Here is a 13,903-nt window from a genome sequence, read left to right as displayed (position 1 = left end):
ACCACCAAAAGGCAGTCTCACAACTGAATCATAGTACCCACTCCACACTCCACCGCTTTTTCATACAAATACTTCGCAACAATTATATCTACTACTGCTAAACCTACTGATTTGAAAATAGTAATCTCTTCATCATTCTCCCTACCAGCCTTTTCCCCGTTAATGATTTGACCAAGTTCGGCGTGGATGTCGTTCGCTTCAAATAATCCTTCTTTTATCGGGACTTGAAGGTCACCCGTTTCTTCGAGTGCTGCCTCTTTTGATTCGACTACTACTTTGTTTGCGTTCGCGATGGCGTGGGATGGTAGTTCTTGCATGCTCGGTCTAAATGAACCGACGGCGTTTATGTGGACGCCTTTTTGTAGTTTTTCTGAGAAGACTGGTGTGGATGCATTCGTTGTTGTGACGATGATGTCCGCTTCGCTTATTGCTTCATTTGGATCCCTGTAGACGTAAGCCGGTTTATTGAATTTCTCTTGTATATATTGCGCGAATGCATAGGCTTTTTCTTCCGTTCGGTTGTACAAAATTACTTTTTCAATATCCCTAACGGCGAGTACAGCTTCTGCAATTCCTTCCGCTTGTTCACCGGTACCGATGATGCATAAAGTTTTTGCGTTATGACGAGCTAAATGTTTTGTCGCTACTCCTGATAAGGCTCCTGTTCGAATCATCGTTAAGTACGATCCTTCTAAAAGTGCGAGTGGTTCTCCCGTTTGAAAGTCTGATAGCATAACGATCCCGTTTATCGTTTTCTTTCCTATCTTTTTATTATGCGGAGCTACCGTTACTACTTTTAAACCGAGCGCTTTGAGTCCTTCCGCTACTGAAGGCATAATTAATGCGGTATTTTGCTCGTTCGCAAATGGTAATGAACCGCGAATTGGTGTGATCGTTCTTTCTGCTGAAAATTCTTTTAAAGCAAGCGCCGCGTATTCAATGACTTCCTTCATATTTACTAAGTTTCGTTGTTCGTTCGCGCTTATGACTAGCATATCTTTCCACCTCCTCCTTCTACTCTAACAAAAATCCCCTATTCAAATCATCTCTCGGGTCTACAACAAACTGATGAAATCCTGTAATAAATGCATTCCCCGTTACTTTCGGAATGACAGCTTCATATGTATCTACTGCGGTTACCGACAATACTTCTCCCTCAAATTGGCCGTCAGTAATGCATTCGTGGATGAACATCTCTCTTTTTTGTAAGGCATTTTTTTCAAAAAGAGTTGCGATTCTTGCGGATGTTCCTGTACCGCAAGGAGAACGGTCCACTTGCCCATCAGCAAAGATCGTTACATTTCGTAAAGTAGCGTCTTTGCCTTTCGGTTCATCTGAGAAAATAACTCCGTATATTCCTTTTAAATCTTCTTCAAGTGGATGTTTTACTTCCATTTGACTTTCAATGTAGTGTTTAATTTTACCGCCCCACGTTTGAATTGCAGCTAAATCTTTAAAATCGACTTTCAAACCAAACTCTTTACTATCCACTACAGCGTAGAATGCTCCGCCAAACGCGATATCTACTTGAAATTCATAGTCATCTATTTTGATAGGAACGTCTTTTTTGTATACGAACGAAGGAACGTTTTCAAATGATACTGACTCTACTTCGCTCCCGTTAAATTTTGCGTACGCAATGACTTCCCCAGCAGGGCTATCAATAATAAATTTTTGTTTTTCCCCTATCACTTCAAACATACCAGTTTCAATTCCTACTGTAATAACAGCGATAATTCCGTGACCACACATCGTACTCCAGCCTTCATTGTGCATAAATAATACGCCAAAATCAGCATGAGGACTTGCGGGCGGAGTAATGATACAACCGTACATGCCGTGATGTCCTCTCGGTTCATACATAAGAACCTCGCGAAGATGATCCAGATGTTCCATGCAGTATGCGCGTCTTTCCAGCTGCGTTTCTCCTTTTATTTCTGCTACCCCGCCCGTAATGATTCGAAGTGGTTCCCCAGCTACGTGAGCATCAATTGTTGTGTATATTTTACTAACCTTCATTTCTATCTCTCCCCTATATGTTAATACTATTTTCATTGCAAGTATCATGCCAACGCATAGAGTATAAAGTGAAACTTTAATCAGTCGGAGGGTCTTCATCCCCCACTGATTATTAGCCCACACCAATCGGGCTTTTACGGGCAGTTAATGCGGGATAAATCTGTATACATTTTTTGAAAAATACATACTACTGTCTATTTTTTTATACAGTAGGTGATTATTAGCCCCAAAACAAAAAGATCCCCCGAAAACTCAGGGGGTGATTTAAACCATAACTTTGCCACTTAGATAAGGTTATGGTTCCCTTTAAAATAGCTTTGCGAAATTCGAGTTAAAAATCGAATTTATTCTTCACTCCCCAAGCTTTCCCACTCACTCAAATACATGACGTCTTGTTTTACTTTTTTCTTTTCAGGAAGTAAACATAGAAATTCTAAAGAATTGCCGTCAGGATCGTAAAAATAAAGATTTGCACTAGGTGTCCAAGTTTGAACCATAGGCTCGGAAGGTTCAAGACCGAAAGCAGCCCTTGGGTTTATTCCTTTATTAAGAAGCCATTCTCTTGCATGAATGATTTCTTCATAGTTAACCTTGAATGCAAAGTGACTTGTATGGAATGCTTCTTCCGATACTTCCCAAATGCCCAGCATTTGTTCCTTCTTATTTTCTTTATCAAACCAAAAGAAAGCTACACGGCGTTCTTCAATAGTGCGAGCATGAAATAATCCAAGTTTAGTATAAAACTCTTTTGCCACTTCTAAATTTTTTGTTTTAACATGTGTTTCATATAAAGTACCTGGAAACAAAGCATATCCCTCCTTTATACTTTTAGAAATTCTTACTATAAATCCTATTTTAATAAACTAGAAATAGAAGTGATGTCGTATTTTCTTTAAATAGTTTTCAATTTCGTAGCCCTAATGCTGAGGAAAAACTACCACTGATTAAAGCTTCACTTTGTGAGAAGGGATTCTTCAAATTCATGATTCACGGTAATATTACGCTTCAAAACGAGGCGGATTTATGACTCAAATCACCCTGACCCATCAAACCCTAACCGCCACCACATCTGGCACTTGCTTAGCAATCTCCTCACCAATCTTTATACTAGCCGTTGCGGCCGGGGATGGTGCGTTGCAAATGTGCAGAGAATTGATGCCAGGGATAATGCAGAAGTCATCAACCATATTTCCGTTTGATAAAATGGCTTGTGCCCTTACACCTGCATGGGTTGGCACGATATCTTTCTCTGTAAGCTCTGGTATTAAGCGCTGCAAGCTTTTTAGGAATGATTGTTTACTGAATGAGCGCACCATTTCTTTTATGCCTTCTTTCATATTTGGCATCGCCATTTTCCAAAATCCTGTGTATGTCATTGTTTCCATGAAGTCTTTTATGTTGAAGTCTGTTTTCGTATAGCCTTCTCGCTTAAAGCTTAATACTGCGTTTGGTCCTGCATGTACGTCTCCGTTTATCATTCTTGTGAAATGAACACCTAGAAACGGGAATTCTGGATTTGGAACTGGATAAATTAAATGTTTTACAAGATGGCGTTTTTCTGGGACAAGTTCGTAATATTCACCGCGGAACGGAACAATTTTCATATCTGTTAATATACCTGTCTTTTTCGCAATACGATCACTATGTAATCCAGCGCAGTTAATGAGAAATTTCGTTTTAAATACACCTTGATTCGTCTCAATTGTTACGGCGTCTTTCTTCTCAGTAATACGCTCTGCGGCTGTTCCTAAATGTACTTCTCCCCCGCTTTCTTGAATTAAGCGAGCGAATGCATGGCTTACTCCTCTATAATCAGCAATTCCGCAAGATGGAACACGAATTGCCCCAAGTCCCTTTACATGAGGTTCAATTTCAGCTAATTCTTCCTTACCTATTTTTTCAATATGTAAATCGTTTTGTAAGCCTCTTTCATATAAATTATGTAAAAGAGGAAGTTCGTCCTTTTCTGTCGCGACAATTACTTTTCCGCACATGTCATAAGCGATGTCATTTTCTTTACAAAATTGAACCATAGCTGCATTTCCTTCTTTGGCAAACTTCGCTTTATAACTCCCTGGTTTATAATAAATTCCAGAATGAATTACTCCGCTATTATGTCCAGTTTGATGATGTGCAAGTTCCTTTTCTTTTTCAATGATCGCGATTTTCGCACGAGGGAATTTTTTCGTTAAAGCCATTCCCGTTGAAAGCCCAACAATTCCTCCGCCAATAATTATAAAGTCATACATCCTACTTCCCCCTTAATATGATGAAAGGCAGGCCTTTTTTAAGACCCGCCGTACAAACTTATTTAGAAAAACAACCACGTTGACGCATTAGTTCTCTATATAAATCTTTATTTTTTTCAAATGCAGCTCTTCCGTGCATCCAAAATAAGTTGTTTAAAAGAACTAAGTCACCAATTGGTAATTTCAATGCATGTGTTGCTGGTGAGTTTTCAACAGAATATGATAAGTCTTTCAAATAGTTTGCTTGTTCAATATTATCTGGATAAGCGAACTGATCAATAAAGCAAATACATGGTGCGTTATTCACATCAAAAAACGTTTCACGATAGACGATTTCTTGCGCATTTTTACTTGGTGGCGCTTTATACGTAACCTTAACAGATGCGAGCGAATGATTTCTAAATTTATGAAGGTCTTCCCAATCATCTAAATGTAGTAAACGAGATTCTCCGCCTACTGCATTTTGCTCTTCAATTTTCATCATAAGAAGCCAATCTGTCGGCTCATCAACGAATGTACCGTCTGTATGCAGTGTAAACAATCGGTACGCTTGACGAAGGTAAGAATCACTACTATCCGTATCTTTCACATTAAATCTAGCATAGTACGTTCCTGTCATTGCATCAAAGTTTGGCTCCCCGATTAAATGTGTTAATGCTGTTGCAAATTTCACGTAGTCTGCTGGATCTGACGTTTCACCTTGTACCCCAATTGTAAATCCGCCCGTTTCACGGTCATGAACAATGCCGCGAATGTTATCCATAAATGATTGCCCAAAAATCTTTCTCATTCCATCCGCAAGATTAAACCGAGAATAAGGAATGTATTGTAATGACTGCTCTGAATGCTCTTTTACCTCTTCAAAAAACTGCTTAAGCAATTGCTGGTTTAGCGTAATATGATATAAACGTTTATGCTCTGGATGAGGAACAATCTCATACCCCTCATATTTCTTTGCAAATTTCATCTTTGTACTTTGTTCTGTAATAATCGACATTTCAATTCCTCCCTAATTTAAATATGAAGAACTTATTGACGTTTTTTACAGACAGTTATCCTTATCTTCTTATACTGAGATTCGGTCTTACTGCCCTAACATCGAAAAAGCCAGTTATACGCATCCACGACATAAAATCGTAGAAACGTACAACTGGCTCATAATTACGAGTGTTCTTTAATCTCTTAAAGTACAATAATAATAGACAGTTTGTATGAAAATATTTGTAAAACAGGAAAGCAAGATCGAATATAGAGAAGGCTAATTTCTCGTATGGATCTTATTAATTAAATAATAATTCAAAATATTCTAACTGTCAATTCGTTTTTTATTATTTTCTCTACATACTTTATATGTTTTAAAAATCCCCTTACTTTCTACGCACCCTCTTTTTTTCATCTCTTGTTTTACAACTTACACTTCATTTAACTTTTTCATAGTTCTTGCCTCCTCAATAAAATAAGCCAGTCGTATCTCTTTAAAAGAAATACAACTGGCTCTCGTTTATGGTTGTAAACTAGATAGTTTTTATGGTGTTGTTTCCTCGTACTCTCCCCTGGGCTGTTCATCATTTAAATAACTTACATATTGGCGATGTAAATCTTTCACCGCACTGACGATAGCATTTTGCGCTTTTCCTTGATAATGGTCCGTAATATCTTGAACGATTTCCTCAATACCATCTTGCAAACTATGTCCTCTCAACATTTGAGCGACGAAGTCTCTACCGTGCTCTGTCGCAAGCGTACATGAAGCTTCAATAATGACATGATATTTATGATCTGCCTCAATTGTAATTGTTAATGTTTCATACATACTGCGAACAGCCATACCTTTCGGAAGTCTCGAATGTCCTGCCATAAAAAAAGTCCCTTTACGCATATTTCATCCTCCATTACTATGTTAAGAGCCAGAAAAACAATGTACACATTTGCATTGAATTTTACTACCCTTATCCTTATAGCTCGTACTTCTGCTAAAGAAGCTCAAGTGGAAAGAAGTTACTCTCTTCATTTTCAAACATAAATCCGGGCTTACAGCGAGGCTAATCACTGTCATCCGATAATAAGTTAATCATAATAAAAATAAACTGAATATTCAATGTTAAACTCCGCAAATTTCATGAATAAACAAGAAAATTCTCTCGCCCAGGCACATATACTGTTCAAAAGAAAGAAGGAAGTGGTCTCATGTATTACGGAACGAAAGGCTGGTACGTAGCTGAACTAAAGAAATTAGGTGTTCGCTATCATGAAGGACGAAAACTAGAAAGTTACCGCGCACACGTATTACGCAATTTATTAATCGCACAACAAGAGACAACGAAAGAAGAGTAATTCACTAACAAAACAACTCTCGAGATATATCGTCTATTCAACAAATCCCGTCAAATCTCCCATCTAAACTACCAACTAATCACACATTGATACAAACCCAAAAAAGGTCACCTACACAGGCATGCCCATCAACTTAAGAATTCAGAATCACCACAAAATGAAAAAATAAGCTTTTTTGTCACAAGTGTAGCTTTGTAAAAAAGATTGATTAAAAACATCAAACCTCTATAGATTTCTTAGAGGTTTGATGTTTTCTCGTTGGATATTTATGTTAATCTAACGAGAAACATTGTGAAGAAATGTACTTCAACTAACGGGGCAGGTTAATTGAAGATTGCTTTGACCTTTGTTCAACAATTGGGCCATTTAGTTGAAGATCTCATCAAATAAGTAATGATATTTAAAGGAATAATTCATTCTGATAAAGAACATTAAAAAACGTGATGATAAGGAGGCGATTGTATGGCAAATCATGTAGAAAATCTATATAACTATCATGTATGGGCAAATCAACGGATTATTGATCATCTTAAGACACTTTCTCCTGAGAAATATCAAAAGGAAATGAAAAGTGTCTTTTCTTCTGTTTCAAAGGTTTTATCTCATCTCTATTTGGTGGAATATGGATGGCTTCATACCCTTGAGGGTCAGAGTATGAATGAAGCAATGCAATCTTCATTTCAAATTCAAGAAAAGATTGAGAAACTGCCCATTGAAGGCTTAGAAACGGAATTTCACACTTTAACATCCCGGTTTAAAACCTTTTTGAACAGACAGGAAGATATGGAAAAGAGAATAATGTTGGATAATCCATGGGCAGGATTAAGAGAAACAAGTATATCTGAAATGGTCTTACACGTTGTGAATCATGGAACCTATCATAGAGGGAATATTTCAGCTATGTTACATCAGTTGGGTGATTCTTCAGTTATGACTGATTATGCTTTTTATTGGTATTCTTGAAATGTTATTCATTAAGGCTCAGTAAAATAATCAAACTTTTTTATAAAAATCTCATACTTAGCTAAAAAGGGTAACTCCATTTTGATCAATCTTTATTCAAAATGGAGTTTTTGTATTTGTTGTTAAATAAAAAAGGATAATCAGCCTCATAATGGACTAACTATCCTGTAATTTATTAATTTAATAAACGGGTGACCTTTCCTATTCACAAACAAGAATTTGTCTAGAAAATGATCCTTTTCTTGTGATACAGCGGTCTGTAATTTCAAATCCTGCTTCATGAATCATGTCGTCCATTGTTTCCATCGTGACAACGACTACCTTTTTTGCAATGCGGCGCGCACTTGAAAGAATGGAGAACTGGTCTTCTGGTGTTGCATGCGTAAATAAGTCGTACGGCATATCGATAATTGCAACGTCGTAGTTCTCAGTAATTTCCTCGATTGGACCTTTTGTTACTGTTCCTTCAAACCCGAAATGTGCGATGTTTTTTCTCGTTCCAAGCACCACAAGTGGATTTATATCTCTACCAACGATGTTAATCCCCATAGAAAGTGCTTCTACTACTACTGTTCCAATACCGCAGCACGGGTCAATTGCTCGTACTCCATCTGGATTTGGTACAGCAATATTGGCAACTGATCTCGCAACACGTGTGCTAAGAGATGTCGAATAACTATGCGGTTTTTTTATGTGATGATACCAAACTGGTTCACTTTCTATATAGTGCCCGAAGTACCAGCGTCCTCCAAGAGGAACAATCCCGAATACACGCTCTGGATTACGAACATCAGCTTCTCCTTCAATATGCATGCCGAGGTCTCGTTCAATGAGACGTCTTTCCCCATATTCAATTTTATTTTCTTTGCCAAGATCATTGATTTTAACGAAGATGACTTTGAACGTCGCTCCTGCCAAGTCAATTTGTTCCACTTGTTTCAAGATGCTTTCTAAGTCTTCTCCTTCATAAATAACCTCAACGCGCTCTTTAATAAACGCACTTCTACTCGGGTCAATTTTGACATCGCTTTTCAAAATATTAACGTGAGACTCCATTCCAAAGAACGAGCGCATTTCCAAGTAACATAAAGCACGCTCCTCCTCACGAAATGCATACGTATATATACATGCAGGTGTTTTACTATGATTACTCAATCTATTATCATCCTTTATCGTTTAAAATTGTTATGATCAAAATTACTCAAATACTTTTTCATATAAAATTAAATGATATCATATGCCCGAAATAAAGAGAAACCTTTATAATTTGTTTTATAAATAAAAAGAGACTGCCTCTCGGCAATCTCTTCCATAATTTTTTCTATTATTAACGATAAGAAGATACATCGTTACCTTGCCATTCATAGTAATCTAGAATACCAGAATAAATTGCTTCTGCTGCACGTTGTCTCCATTGTTCAGTAGCTAGTTTTTCACCTTCGCCTTTAGCATCGATGAAACCTAGTTCAGCTAAAATAGCAGGCATTGTATTGTATTTCACTACATAGAAGTCTTCTGTTTTTACACCTCTATCATTTGATTGAAGTGCTTGTACTAAACGTTTTTGTACTTTTTCTGCTAGTACACGGCTCTCTTCTGAATTTGGATTTGATGCTGATCTGTAGTAGAACGTTTCTGTTCCTTCTACTTGTTCATTAAACCCGTTTGCATGAACACTCACAAAAATATCACCTTTATTTTCTTGCGCAAATTCTATACGTTTTTTCAAAGATTCACCAGAGGTATTTCCTGGACGTGTATCATCATTACGTGTTAATAAAACAGTAAATGGTGTCTTTTGTTCAAATAGTTTTTGTACGCGTAAAGATGTATCTAATACGATAGCACTTTCATCCATTTTCACACCAGAATGCCCTGGATCAACCCCGCCATGCCCCGGATCAATAATAATCGCTTTTCCTTCTAAGAAGTTCCCTTGTTTCGCTGGGTTCAATTGGTTTTTATCAACCCATTGGAAACCACTAGTTGTACGGATGCGAATCCAGCTGCCGCTTTCTTCAATAACAGTTACTTGTTGTGCTCCATATGTACCTAGTACTTTAGAAGTATGGGTAGTCCCTGCATATGTAGTGAATCCTTCCTTAATAGCTTCTGTTTTCTCTACTAAAGGTGTCCATTTATCACCGTTACTTGTTGCAATTTTGATCCATCCATCTCGCTCTTCTTTTACTTCAACCATTTGTGGATCATGCTGATTTGCACTAATCCCAGATGTTAATGATGGTCCGTGATATGTAATGAATTTTCTATCCATATATATTTTCTTTGTTTCTACTGGACGATTACTATTCTTTCCAAATTTATCTGTTTGAGCAGTAAGCTGAGCTGCCTGTTCACGTGTAATAGAATTATCTGGTTTCCAGCCGTCACCTGTACCTAAAGAAAGTTTTAATTCTACTAAAATATTTACTTCTTCTTTACCCCAATGATTTTCTAAATCAGCAAATTTTGTAGGCGCTGTTCCGGTTACTTGGCTTTTCAATTCATATGCCCTTACAAGCATAGCCGCCATTTCAGCACGAGTTACTTGTCCTTCAGGATCAAATACTCCCGGTCCTCGGCCTTTAATAATATCCTTTTTTTCAATCGCTGCAATATATTGAGCTGCCCAATGATTTTTTGAATCATTAAAAGATGGCTTCGCGTTTGGATCCACTTTAACGCCAATTGCTGTTGCGATAATCTTTGCCGCCTGAGCACGTGTTAAATTTCCTTGTGGCATAAAGTTACCATCTGGCATACCATTAATTACATTTCTCTCTACTAAATAATAAATCGCGTCTTTCGACCACGCATCGTCTGAAACATCAGGAAATTTCTTCGTTTCTGCTAAACTACTAATTGGATGTGCTAGTAAATTTGCTGCTAATATACCTGCGGCTATTGCTTTGTACTTCATGAAAAATAAATCTCCTCTCGAAACTTCATATTTATACAATTTCTCCCATTAAACTAACTATAAAGTATTAACTAATAATTAATCCTTTCATAGTTTATAACATTATATATCTATAGTAAATACGTTTTCCCTTCACATAACAAAAATCGTATATATATAACTGATAATGAATGTATATAAAAAAGCGATTAGTACATAGTACTCTAATCGCTTTTCCTAATGTATTATTTAAAATTTTCTTTAATATATATTCCCTTCCTCCAAAGAAAGCTTTACCTGATCGATCCTTTCTGCTTTTCCCGTCTCAAGATTTGTTTGGAAAGTCGAGAAATACCATATTCCTTCTCCATTATCATAATTCCCTATAAGGAACTTCCCTTTATCTAAAGCTTTAAAACAAGTTCCTGCAATACCTAGGTCACCTTCGCCAATTTTCACTTCGAGTACTTTTCCTTTATGAATATAAAAAACTTGCGCTAATGAAAAGCTGATTAAAAATAATATTTTCAATCAGCCCTCTCTATTTGCTATGAAATTATTCCTCAATTAAATTAGACATTACATATGCATACACTAATGCTTCTGTATACATAATGGAACTCTCATGCGTACGCTCAAATGCGTGAGAAGAATCAATACCAGCTCCAATTAATGCATGTTTCACATCAAATCCGGCGCGAATCGCAGCTGATGCGTCTGATCCGTAGTATGGATAAATATCCACTTTATATTCAATAGCGTTCGCTTTCGCCAGTTCAACTAAATGTTTACGTAAAGCGTAATGGTATGGACCGCTAGAGTCCTTCGCACAAATGGATACTGTATATTCATCAGATGCTTGTCCATCACCTAACGCTCCCATATCAACTGCTAAATATTCTACCGTTTCCTCTGGGATATTTGAGTTTCCACCGTATCCAATTTCTTCATTATTAGAAATTAAGAAATGTGTTGTATATGGTAATGTTACCTTTTCATCTTGCAATCTTTTAATTAGTTTTAATAGAATTGCTACACTTACTTTATCGTCTAAATGACGTGATTTTATGTATCCACTCTCTGTAATTTGTACGCGTGGATCAAATGAAACGAAGTCTCCTACTTCAATTCCTAACTCACGTACTGCATCTGCTGAAAAGACACGCTCATCAATACGCACTTCAATATTTTTCTCATCGCGCTTCGCTTCCCCTGCATCTTTGTACACATGGACAGAAGTTTGATGCATTAAAATTGTACCTGTATACGCCTTACCGCTTGACGTTTCAATTTCGCAATATTCCCCTTCTACAGAGTTCCAGCGAAATCCACCAATCATAGATAGACGAAGACGACCGTCAGGCTTAATCTCTTTCACCATTGCACCTAACGTATCAACGTGTGCAGTTAATAAACGATGCTGCTCATCATTCTTTCCTTTAACCGTTAAAATAAGAGCGCCTTTATTATTACGCTTCGTCTCTACATTCCACTCGCTTACATAGTTTTCAATAAAATTAATAATTTTCGCCGTATTTCCAGATGGACTTGGAATAGAGACAAGCTCTTTAATTAATTCCATCGTTTCTTTTGCATGATGTGCCATTGTCGTTTCCTCCTCATTCTCTCTACTATTCAGTATACAAAATTTACTATAAAACCTCTACTAATATAGTTTAATTTTCTAAATTGTAATAAAATTCACTTTACCCTAATCTTAATGACAAAAAAGCACAGCATTAACGCTGTGCTTTTTCTATAAAATTACTCTTCCGAAACGTCCATTAAATAAATCCCTCTTGTAAACCCGCCGCGCTCTTCTTCTTTCTGCTTACGAATACGCTCTACCTCTTCAATTGTTGCACCTTCTGCGCGAGCTAATGAGACAATAACTTCAAGTGCATCTGCAAGTGAATCTAACGCATGTTCACGATCTTTCATCGAAGCAAATTCACGAATTTCTTCTGTACCAATTTTCGCTAACGCTTGTATGTAAGCTTGTCCTGTTAATTTTTGTGCTGTATATGTTTTTCCAGACATTAAGATTTTCTCCGGGACACGGTCTCTTACTAACCTGTTATAAGTTGACATCACTTATCCTCCTATTTTTAATAACACCCGATTGGTGAAGGCTAAATCAGTGGGGATGAACAAAAACCCCACTGATTTAGCCTTCACTTTATAGAAAAACCACTCTTTTTTCACATCCCGTTCTTTCTTCACTTCACCAGAGAAAGCAACAGTTGGATGTCCTTCAAAGAATAATGCAGTCCGTACCGCAAGAGATGGTGTAATATACAAGTAAAATCATAACGATAACACCGCTAATTTTCTTCATTTATTACTCCTAAAAAAAGTGCTAACACAATTATACTAAAATGTGTTAGCACTTTCTTCCCTTTATCTCGAATTAACGGGCAGTAAAACTAATAATCCGCGGGGGATAAACAAATCCCCACGGATTACAGCTTCACTTTATTCCCCTTTAAATGCTGGTAAACGTTTTTCTAGAAAAGCAGCAATACCTTCTTTATGGTCCGCTGTTTGCCTCATCGCATATTGACCACGCTTTTCGAGCTGAAGCGTTTGTTCTAAATTAGAACGATTTACTTCACATAAAATTTGTTTCGTTTGAATCATCGCCTTGATTGGTTTTTGTAACCATTCATTAATTTTTTGCTTCACAGCCGTTTGGAAATCCTCACCGATTACTTCATCAATTAAACCGATATCTAGCGCTTCTGTCGCTGATAATTTCTTCCCTTCCCAAATGATTTTCTTCGTCATATTTTCACCGACGCGCTTTTGAAGGAAGAAATGGCCACCACCATCTGGAATTAAAGCGATTCCAATAAAATTCATCGCAATAACTGATGATATATCTGCCATTACATAATCAGCTGTTAATGCAATACTTAATCCAAGTCCAGCAGTTGGCCCGTGAATTGCACTAATAACAAGCTTTGGCATCGTATATAACGTCACAACGATTTCAGAAATTGTATTCATGATGCCTTCAAACTTACTTTCATCATTACTTGAAAGCATTGATTTAATATCTCCACCCGCAGAAAAACCACGGCCACTTCCGCATAACACAACAACGTGAACAGAGCTTTCCGCTACTTCTTTCAACTTTTGTAATAACTCTTTTAACGTTGGTTCATCTAATGCATTTAAAACCTCTGGGCGATTGACCATAACCGTTGCTACGCGCCCTTCATATTTCACAACAACAGATTCTGTTTTACTTGTTACTTCCATTATATATACCCCTCTTTTCCACTTAAAGATTATACTTATATAATTATAGAAAGCATATTAAAAATCCTTCTTTTTTCTTAATTTTCTGTCTAATTTTCTCGTAATTTGTATATATCTCCGTATAAAACATCCAATTTCGTTAAAAAATATAGAAATTAAAGTCGGTTTATCAATA

14 protein-coding genes and 1 pseudogene are annotated in these 13,903 nt (G+C 37.0%); 2 read left to right on the top strand and 13 right to left on the bottom strand.

What is annotated here, in order from left to right; translation table 11 throughout:
• Nucleotides 1–17: 17 nt before the first annotated feature.
• The 6 genes from QCI77_RS04665 to QCI77_RS04640 all read right to left on the bottom strand — a co-directional run bounded on the left by QCI77_RS04665 (nt 18) and on the right by QCI77_RS04640 (nt 6,147).
• The gene (locus QCI77_RS04665; RefSeq protein ID WP_353824566.1) at nt 18–995 is read right to left on the bottom strand and encodes an ornithine cyclodeaminase family protein; all 978 of its coding nucleotides are present in this window, start codon (nt 993–995) and stop codon (nt 18–20) included.
• A gap of 19 nt (nt 996–1,014) precedes the next feature.
• On the bottom strand, nt 1,015–2,067 hold the full coding sequence (locus tag QCI77_RS04660; protein ID WP_113769176.1) for a proline racemase family protein: 1,053 nt from the start codon (nt 2,065–2,067) through the stop codon (nt 1,015–1,017).
• A 296-nt stretch (nt 2,068–2,363) separates the two neighbouring features.
• Nucleotides 2,364–2,825 carry a VOC family protein gene (locus tag QCI77_RS04655; RefSeq protein ID WP_002010888.1) on the bottom strand — a complete coding sequence of 154 codons (462 nt, stop codon included), beginning with the start codon at nt 2,823–2,825 and terminating at the stop codon, nt 2,364–2,366.
• 240 nt (nt 2,826–3,065) lie between these two features.
• Nucleotides 3,066–4,268, bottom strand: a complete 1,203-nt coding sequence (gene lhgO / locus QCI77_RS04650; RefSeq protein WP_113769005.1) for an L-2-hydroxyglutarate oxidase — start codon at nt 4,266–4,268, stop codon at nt 3,066–3,068.
• Nucleotides 4,269–4,326: 58 nt separating this feature from the next.
• Nucleotides 4,327–5,265, bottom strand: a complete 939-nt coding sequence (gene glaH / locus QCI77_RS04645) for a glutarate dioxygenase GlaH (protein WP_353824565.1) — start codon at nt 5,263–5,265, stop codon at nt 4,327–4,329.
• Between the two features lie 528 nt (nt 5,266–5,793).
• On the bottom strand, nt 5,794–6,147 hold the full coding sequence (locus QCI77_RS04640; RefSeq protein ID WP_001225455.1) for a DUF3870 domain-containing protein: 354 nt from the start codon (nt 6,145–6,147) through the stop codon (nt 5,794–5,796).
• Nucleotides 6,148–6,455: 308 nt separating this feature from the next.
• On the opposite strand from QCI77_RS04640, the gene QCI77_RS04635 reads away from it, so the two are divergent.
• Together QCI77_RS04635 and QCI77_RS04630 are read left to right on the top strand one after the other, a co-directional pair.
• Entirely contained in the window at nt 6,456–6,602 is a 147-nt protein-coding gene (locus QCI77_RS04635; protein WP_002010895.1) for a YflJ family protein, read from the top strand.
• A 462-nt stretch (nt 6,603–7,064) separates the two neighbouring features.
• Entirely contained in the window at nt 7,065–7,565 is a 501-nt protein-coding gene (locus QCI77_RS04630) for a DinB family protein (protein ID WP_061689465.1), read from the top strand.
• A 201-nt stretch (nt 7,566–7,766) separates the two neighbouring features.
• On the opposite strand, the gene QCI77_RS04625 is transcribed toward QCI77_RS04630, so the two are convergent.
• The 7 genes and pseudogenes from QCI77_RS04625 to QCI77_RS04595 all read right to left on the bottom strand — a co-directional run bounded on the left by QCI77_RS04625 (nt 7,767) and on the right by QCI77_RS04595 (nt 13,728).
• Nucleotides 7,767–8,720, bottom strand: a complete 954-nt coding sequence (locus QCI77_RS04625; protein WP_113769003.1) for a TRM11 family SAM-dependent methyltransferase — start codon at nt 8,718–8,720, stop codon at nt 7,767–7,769.
• Between the two features lie 172 nt (nt 8,721–8,892).
• Nucleotides 8,893–10,485 (bottom strand): N-acetylmuramoyl-L-alanine amidase, encoded by a 1,593-nt coding sequence (locus tag QCI77_RS04620; protein WP_113769002.1) that lies wholly within the window; start codon nt 10,483–10,485, stop codon nt 8,893–8,895.
• Between the two features lie 224 nt (nt 10,486–10,709).
• Nucleotides 10,710–10,962: pseudogene (locus QCI77_RS04615) on the bottom strand (hypothetical protein); the annotation flags it as partial.
• 58 nt (nt 10,963–11,020) lie between these two features.
• Nucleotides 11,021–12,070 (bottom strand): M42 family metallopeptidase, encoded by a 1,050-nt coding sequence (locus QCI77_RS04610; RefSeq protein ID WP_113769001.1) that lies wholly within the window; start codon nt 12,068–12,070, stop codon nt 11,021–11,023.
• Between the two features lie 158 nt (nt 12,071–12,228).
• Nucleotides 12,229–12,555, bottom strand: a complete 327-nt coding sequence (locus QCI77_RS04605) for a nucleoside triphosphate pyrophosphohydrolase (protein WP_088035287.1) — start codon at nt 12,553–12,555, stop codon at nt 12,229–12,231.
• Nucleotides 12,556–12,558: 3 nt separating this feature from the next.
• Nucleotides 12,559–12,765 carry a hypothetical protein gene (locus tag QCI77_RS04600; protein WP_353825803.1) on the bottom strand — a complete coding sequence of 69 codons (207 nt, stop codon included), beginning with the start codon at nt 12,763–12,765 and terminating at the stop codon, nt 12,559–12,561.
• Nucleotides 12,766–12,939: 174 nt separating this feature from the next.
• Nucleotides 12,940–13,728 (bottom strand): enoyl-CoA hydratase, encoded by a 789-nt coding sequence (locus QCI77_RS04595; RefSeq protein ID WP_002010905.1) that lies wholly within the window; start codon nt 13,726–13,728, stop codon nt 12,940–12,942.
• Nucleotides 13,729–13,903 lie beyond the last annotated feature (175 nt).

The organism is Bacillus cereus group sp. MG9 (genome assembly GCF_040459995.1).
GTDB lineage: Bacteria > Bacillota > Bacilli > Bacillales > Bacillaceae_G > Bacillus_A > Bacillus_A mycoides.
This window is presented reverse-complemented; position numbering and strand designations above follow the sequence as displayed.

What these genes read in the sequence shown, in the direction of transcription:
- QCI77_RS04665 (WP_353824566.1), bottom strand. Translation starts at nt 995, where the DNA reads ATGCTAGTCATAAGCGCGAACGAACAACGAAACTTAGTAAATATGAAG.
- QCI77_RS04660 (WP_113769176.1), bottom strand. Translation starts at nt 2,067, where the DNA reads ATGATACTTGCAATGAAAATAGTATTAACATATAGGGGAGAGATAGAA.
- lhgO (WP_113769005.1), bottom strand. Translation starts at nt 4,268, where the DNA reads ATGTATGACTTTATAATTATTGGCGGAGGAATTGTTGGGCTTTCAACG.
- glaH (WP_353824565.1), bottom strand. Translation starts at nt 5,265, where the DNA reads ATGTCGATTATTACAGAACAAAGTACAAAGATGAAATTTGCAAAGAAA.
- QCI77_RS04640 (WP_001225455.1), bottom strand. Translation starts at nt 6,147, where the DNA reads ATGCGTAAAGGGACTTTTTTTATGGCAGGACATTCGAGACTTCCGAAA.
- QCI77_RS04635 (WP_002010895.1), top strand. Translation starts at nt 6,456, where the DNA reads ATGTATTACGGAACGAAAGGCTGGTACGTAGCTGAACTAAAGAAATTA.
- QCI77_RS04630 (WP_061689465.1), top strand. Translation starts at nt 7,065, where the DNA reads ATGGCAAATCATGTAGAAAATCTATATAACTATCATGTATGGGCAAAT.
- QCI77_RS04620 (WP_113769002.1), bottom strand. Translation starts at nt 10,485, where the DNA reads ATGAAGTACAAAGCAATAGCCGCAGGTATATTAGCAGCAAATTTACTA.
- QCI77_RS04610 (WP_113769001.1), bottom strand. Translation starts at nt 12,070, where the DNA reads ATGGCACATCATGCAAAAGAAACGATGGAATTAATTAAAGAGCTTGTC.
- QCI77_RS04605 (WP_088035287.1), bottom strand. Translation starts at nt 12,555, where the DNA reads ATGTCAACTTATAACAGGTTAGTAAGAGACCGTGTCCCGGAGAAAATC.
- QCI77_RS04595 (WP_002010905.1), bottom strand. Translation starts at nt 13,728, where the DNA reads ATGGAAGTAACAAGTAAAACAGAATCTGTTGTTGTGAAATATGAAGGG.